The sequence below is a fragment of the Motilimonas cestriensis genome, from assembly GCF_021295315.1.
Taxonomy (GTDB): domain Bacteria; phylum Pseudomonadota; class Gammaproteobacteria; order Enterobacterales; family CBDFNC01; genus Motilimonas; species Motilimonas cestriensis.
In genome coordinates this window covers 164267-170736 of the sequence record NZ_JAIMJA010000009.1, presented here as the reverse complement: position 1 = coordinate 170736, position 6470 = coordinate 164267, and the positions used below count along the sequence as shown (strand labels likewise).

Sequence of the window (6470 nt, the reverse complement as noted above, 5' to 3'; positions counted from 1 at the left end):
ACGCAATGCGTGGAGACTCGCGATATCAGATAAGGGGTGGTGGGCATTGTCGAAAACGCCTCAACTTCATCAAGCGTTACCTGATAGTCGATTTACTGAACAAGGATTATACTCACTGCTAGGTGGGGATGAAGCATTAAAAATATATTCGAAACCGCCGTATGCGACCCACGCTTGTACGGTGGTGTGAGAGGACGGAGGCCGTGAGGTCTCCTCCTACTCGATTAGAAAACGCTCGGATTATCCCCGGAGCCTCGATGAGCTCGATTTCCTTCCTTATTAAGTAAATTACGCTGTGGTGCATTGGCCGCGCTTAGCCTGAGTACCTTTCTCAAGACGAGCGGGAGGGGTGTAAGGGGCGATCATGATGTAAACGCCTACCTTATCAGTTTGTTACCTCTTGCCTGTGTGTTGTTTCTTTATTTGTATTCCTCTTGTTGTCGCCCTTAGCGTGGTGAAGGCCATTATCCTTATTGCGTCCTTGCGGGGTTGATTACCTCCCCAGTGGCAGCTGTATTGCCTTGTTCATAATCTTGAAAAGCTGCAAAAGACGATATATTAAGCAGGGCAACCCCCCAATTACCTGAAATTCTCCTCAAAAACCAGCCTGAAACTCCCCATAAAAACGCCAAATCTTGATGATTTTCATCACAGCAGAAAATGACTAAATAATTGAGTTAAAACGAGAACTCAGCTATGGTTTGGTACATCACAAAAATATATTTTAAAACGAGTGACTTTACAGGCTTGTTTGCAGGCCTTCCATTCAACAAGAACACAATTAAAGGAAAACAAGTTATGGAATACACGAAGAGATTACTTGGCGCACCCGTTTGGGCGGCGCTGAGTAGCGCGTCGGTGGATAGTTCTAGAGAGTTAATTTCGTCGATAAGAACACTCAGCGCGAAAAGGTTACTGGTCATCGTAGCTATCGGTTGGGCGCTCTGCATGCAGGTCGCTCAGGCGAGCTCATCTCAGAAGCCGGAAGCGGTTGCCGAACGGGCTTACCTCTATGGGCTTCAGCAGGCGATCTTTTATGGCCAGCGCTGGATTTATACCCAGAATGATGCCGAGACGAATGACATCTATTCGGGGTTGAACCGATTCTTCTGGGTGCGCAAGCAGATCACCCCGGACTTCCCCGTCGTCACGCCTAATGCGACAACACTATACGGAACCGGGTTTCTGGACATGCGAGACGGCCCGGTTGTTATTGAGGTGCCCGAAATCACCGATCGCTATTTCAGCGTCCAGATCATGGACCAATATGGCATCTTCCGGATGATCGTCGGCTCGCCCTTCAACGGCACCAAGGCTCGAAAATACATCCTGATCCCGCCGGACTTTGCAGGCGAGGTGCCTGCTGATTTCCCGACCACGGACATCGTACAGTGGCCATCGAAAACGGCATATGGCGTTGTCCGGATGGCGGTGATGACCGGTGCGGAAGCAGAGATCAAGAAAATCAATGCTTATCAGGACCAAGTCACGATGACCCCGATGGCCGATTGGCTTGCAAACGGCCACAAGGGGGTTGCTCAGGCAGATCGGGACATCGTGCCGGGTGATTATGTGATTCCCGCCGGGTTGCCGGACTATGCAGTGGGTCAGGTCGACAAGCAGACAGCCGAGCAGTACTTCACGCTGCTGCACACCATCCTGAACGATCCCACCATGCCGGTGCTGGAGGATTCGCTGCTCGAAGCTGAGATGCTCGATCAACTCAAGTCGATCGGCATCGGCAGCGGGCTTGCCTTCGACTGGTCAAAGCTGACGTCTGAGAAACGGGCCGCACTTGAGGCCGGGTTCAAGGCCGGCTTCGAAAGCGTCCGCACGACGCTGAAGACGAACCTGATCAATATGAACGGATGGGGAGTTGTGCGCAATGCCGGCGGGTTTGAGACCCGGTGGATGGACCGGGCCATAATCGCCGACGCGGCGTGGGCAGCGCCAGACAAGAACATCTCGCACGGCGGAGCATTTCTCTTCACTGATGCCGATGGCAAGCCGCTGTCGGGCGCCAACAAATACACCATGACGTTCGACATGAACGATCTGCCGCCGGTGACTCAGTTCTGGTCAATCCCGATCTACGACGCCAACGGCTATTTCGTCGCCAACGAAATCAACCGCTACACCGTCAACAGTTTCATGCTGGCCGCCGGCGACCTGATGACGACCGATGGGAAACTGGTTATTTACATTCAACACGAGAAGCCCAGCGATCCGGATCAACTGAAGAACTGGCTGCCGGCTCCTGCGCAAGGGTTTCGGTTCACAACGCGTTACTATGGGCCATATGCACCTCTGACCAACGGTACATACAACATGCCGAAGGTCGTGAAGGTGAAATAAGATCAGGGCAACCGCCCAACGGTTTCATGTTTGCTCTGCTTAGAGCAAGCATGACACCACAAAGAAGGCACGAGCATAAAAATTTGCAACGTACCATCCTTACCGGCCTGCGGCTGAAGCCGGGCGTTAGCTGACTGAATTTATAGTATTTCATCTATTGTTTTACAATTTTGGATGACCAAGGGAAATACAACCATGAAGAAGTTCAACCCACTTACATTGTTTTTTACATCTGCTGTGCTGGCTTTATCAGCCTTGTCGACGGTTCAGGCTGAAGTATCGTCAGAAACACTGAAATCTATCTCGATTCCTGACAGGATCGAGACATCAATCGGCACCCTCGATTTTTTCGATGGCGTCCCTTCCGACACCACGATCAATAAAGTATATGACAACCTCGACCGCACTCGCGCCCTTGGTGTCTATCTGGACAATATGGGCGGCGTTTCAATCAACTCCGTTCTTGACGGTCTTGCAGCAGCGGGTGCCAATGCGACCAACAAGGTGGCCTTGTTCGAGCAACTAATGGACTCCCAGACGCTGGTGCTCACTGCCAACACGTCGACACTTTACGCCTACTCAGGAACAAACCTCGATAAAGACGGACCAACCGTTATTGAAGTGCCGCCGGGCATGCTTGGCTTCCTTGATGATGGCTGGCAGAGATTTGTTGGTAATATTGGCGTAACCGGCCCAGACAAAGGAAAAGGCGGTAAGTATCTTGTATTACCTCCTGGTTATGACGGCAAAATACCTGAAGGGTATTTCTTGCTAAAACCTAGAACGTACCGGAATTTCCTGTTCCTTCGAGGCTCAATTAAAGACGGTGTAAAACCAGCTGTTGCGAACATTAAATCTGGACTCAAAATTTATCCTCTCAAGGACGCAGCAAAACCCGCAGCGACTGAATTCGTTAATATGTCCCAAAAAGCATTTAATACTGTTTTCCCGAATGATATACGTTATTTTGAAATTCTTAATGACATGATTCAACGCGAGCCTATCGATGCGATTGGGCCTGAAGTGCGTGGGGCGATTGCCTCCATTGGTATTGTAAAGGGCAAACCTTTCAAGCCAAATGCACGAATGAAAAAACTATTAGTTGAATCAGCTGCGCTAGGTAATGCAACGTCGCGTGTTATTACGGTACAGCCTCGCTTTGATGGCGTAGCCATTTACCCTGATAGTGACAGCGGCTGGACCATGGCTTATGCGAATAAAAATACTTCGTTCGAAGATAATGGCAAAATGAATTTAGATGCACGAACGTTGTTTTACTTCAACGCTGGCGGAGTAACGCCTGCCATGGCAGTCACTAAAGCGGGCGCAGGCTCTGATTATGCATTAGCTTTTCTAGATTCAACAAAAAAAGCCTTCGATGGTGCTAAAACTTACAAGCTTCATCTTCCGCCGAACGTACCCGTGAACAACTTTTGGGCCATTACGCTTTATGACACTCAAACGCGTTCACAGCTTCAAACCAGTCAGCCTTTCCCTACTGTTGGCAGTTTAACTGATGGCGTGAAGAAAAATGCAGATGGTTCATACGATGTATTTTTCGGCCCTAGCGCACCCAAAGGTAAGGAAGGTAATTGGTTAGCAACAGTTCCTAATAAAAGCTGGTTCATGATTTTAAGAATGTACGGCCCACTTGAACCATGGATTAACAAGACTTGGCGACCAAGTGAGATCGAACTGGTTGAATAACCCTGTCAACTAACAAGTAAAAAACACTCGGACGCAGCAAAGCTGCGGCGGTGTTTGAGGCCTTAGTGCGTCAAGCGAAGCTTGATGCATCGTCCCTGTCGGGTAAGGTCTAACTCACCACCCGTATTGGACTCTGCTCGTATTCACTGTTAGTTATGGGAGGTTTTTTATACTATTTGATAATAGCAGTCTCTGCTAGCGGTATCGCGGTAACTATTAGCAATCAGAAGAAAGCAATGGCTTGGTTTGTATATACCCAATCAAGTTGAAGATGCATGTTTCAGAGCGCCACCGTGTTTTCAATACTAGGCACGCTCATGCAGGAAACGCACCTTTTAAATTAGCGTAACAACGCCCTTGATTTTAAATCAGGGAAACACGGTGGCTTTCCCAAAGGGCAATTTTTACAGGCGTTTATGCCGCGTTATTGATGTTGATAAGGGGAAAGCCATTACCTGCTCAATGCCTTGCCTAAACGCCTGTAAACGCTTGCTGAAATCAAGCAGCTCTAGGTTGATTGGGTATATATAGGAAGTTTTTTCTTTGCTTGTATAGGGTTTATTATTGGGGTACTGGTTCTTTTTGGCTTTCTTGGTGCAAACTTGAATGGATCGCAATCAATATTGATGGGGCTAGGTATTTTGGTCTTCTTTGCTTTACCGTTCACTTTGAATGCCTTTTTCACGAAAATTAGATACTTCCCAAAAAAATTAAGGACGCAAGTGCGGAGTATTGAGCGCTTACGGTAACAGGGGCAAGTGCGCAGTTTCTCGATGCCCAACAGCTGTTGCAGTAAACTTTTCGAAGGCATCAAAGTCAAACGGTCAAACAAGCTCAACACTTGGATGCCCAAACGGAAACGCAAACTGACGGGATACCGAAATCACCTTGACCTGCCAGACAATAGCAGCCTAGATAGACAATACCCAAGTTACCTCAAGATGCTTGTTCAGCGAGAATTTGTAGGCTGTTAGGCGCGACGCTGATTTGAGGCATAGTTATTCTACGTTGAAAATCTGCAACAAAGCATAACAGCCTACAAAACTCGCCCTTTGGGAGCCGCTCATTATGTTCATTTTTTCGTTAAAAAGCCTCGCAATGGACTCAGTCCGTAGGTCACCATTACTTCGTCTTTTTGCCTCAAACTAAACAGAATGAGCGGCTCTGAATCCTGCATCTTGAGGTATCTTGGGTATATAACCCGAATCTTAGATAAGCGAAATAGTATGCTTTCCTGCAAAAACGCTGTGAATACTTCCCTATACGCTTTGCGTTTTCATCCCTGAAAACGAAATTTTGCCGTAAAACATACTTTATCTTTCTGCGATAGGCTTAAACAGAACTGAGGTTATATACAATTATGTGCTGCACAGTTTGTATTAATGGTTGAATAGGCGAAGTGGCAGGCGCAGTTACAATTGTAGTAATTTCAAGTACGATTATTCATAAAGCTAAAAAATCCGTACTTTCTCCGTACAATTTTTACTTTGGTTGTTTAAATCTTATACTCGGGTTAATTACGGAAATGCTCCGTACGAATGGAGGTTTTATGACTACTGCAAGACTTGATATTCGTTTGGATGAGGAAATCAAAGCTAAGGCTGAGAAAGCGTCAGCTTTACTTGGTTTAAAAAGCTTAACGGAATATGTTGTTCGTTTAATGGACGAAGATTCAACTCAGGTGATTTCTGAACATGAAAGTATCACTGTTGAAGCAAATGTATTCGACCAATTCATGGCCGCTTGTGAAGAGGCTAAGGCTCCGAATAAAGCATTACTTGAAGCAGCTGCATTTACTAAAAGTGGTGAGTTTAAGTGAGTTATTCCAAAACTTTCAAAGAATTGGATAAATCACAGCACGATAGAGTGTCATTTGACTGCGGTGAAAAAGAGTTAAATGATTTTATTCAAACTCAAGCTGCTAAACATATGCAAGCAGGTATTAGCCGCACAATGGTTTTGCCTGCTTCTGTGCCTTTACCAAATCAAAAATATCCAATCTGTTCATTGCGCCAAGTTTGATTAGCCGTGATACGTTGCCACAAGCGATAGCTAAAAAATTACCACGTTATCCAGTTCCTGTTTTCCTTTTAGCTCAACTTGCGGTTCATAAATAATTTCATGGCAGTGGGCTAGGTAAAGTTAGCTTAATCAAAGCTCTCGAATATCTTTGGGAAATTAACTCTCACATGAGAGCTTATGCCATTGTTGTTGATTGTTTAACTGAAAAAGCTGAGTCATTCTACGCAAAATATGGTTTCGAGGCTCTTTGTGAAATCAATGGCCGAGTAAGAATGTTCATTCCAATGAAAACAGTCGGCCAATTATTCACTTAGACGTAAAAGTGAATATAACAACGGACTATGGCATCAATAGTTTATCCTAGGCTTTATCGCTTCTACATAGCA

The 6470-nt window shown here is 46.3% G+C and carries 4 protein-coding genes and 1 pseudogene; all 5 read left to right on the top strand.

The genetic code is table 11. From position 1 onward, the window contains the following. Positions 1-190 (top strand): hypothetical protein (locus K6Y31_RS10845; RefSeq protein ID WP_233052798.1); only part of this gene is annotated, 190 nt, incomplete at its 5' end. A gap of 608 nt (positions 191-798) precedes the next feature. After that, the gene (locus tag K6Y31_RS10840) at positions 799-2355 is read left to right on the top strand and encodes a DUF1254 domain-containing protein (RefSeq protein ID WP_233052797.1); all 1557 of its coding nucleotides are present in this window, start codon (positions 799-801) and stop codon (positions 2353-2355) included. Between the two features lie 195 nt (positions 2356-2550). Next, the gene (locus K6Y31_RS10835) at positions 2551-4062 is read left to right on the top strand and encodes a DUF1254 domain-containing protein (RefSeq protein ID WP_233052796.1); all 1512 of its coding nucleotides are present in this window, start codon (positions 2551-2553) and stop codon (positions 4060-4062) included. 1549 nt (positions 4063-5611) lie between these two features. Continuing rightward, positions 5612-5881, top strand: a complete 270-nt coding sequence (locus K6Y31_RS10830; RefSeq protein WP_233052795.1) for a type II toxin-antitoxin system TacA family antitoxin — start codon at positions 5612-5614, stop codon at positions 5879-5881. Then, positions 5878-6398 (top strand): annotated as a pseudogene (locus tag K6Y31_RS10825) (GNAT family N-acetyltransferase). Before K6Y31_RS10830 ends, K6Y31_RS10825 begins: the two are co-directional and overlap by 4 nt. Positions 6399-6470: the final 72 nt, after the last annotated feature.